We start from the raw sequence: 252 nt of genomic DNA on the forward strand, positions 1-252 counted from the left end.
GACTCCCCATCGGCGCCGGCGTCACCCGACGGCGCGAACGCCGCCTCCATGACCTTGCGCGCCTCGGGGATCTCGTTGAAGAGGCTGATCCGGCGAACCCCGACGGTCTCGGCCGCCACCCGGTCCCAGTCCACATCGGCGATGGTGAGGGCTATGTCACCGTGGTCCAGCGCGTGCTGCATGGCAGTGATCGCCAGACCCGGTGCCATTCCGACGACGCCGTCGCGGCGCAGGCGCTCGGCGACGAGATCC

At 70.6% G+C, this 252-nt stretch carries 1 protein-coding gene; it reads right to left on the reverse strand.

Going from position 1 to position 252, the window contains the following annotated elements:
• A partial coding sequence (locus UK12_RS42830; protein WP_045307413.1) for a hypothetical protein occupies positions 1–252 on the reverse strand: 252 nt, incomplete at both ends.

The sequence above is a fragment of the Saccharothrix sp. ST-888 genome, from assembly GCF_000955975.1.
GTDB lineage: Bacteria > Actinomycetota > Actinomycetes > Streptomycetales > Streptomycetaceae > Kitasatospora.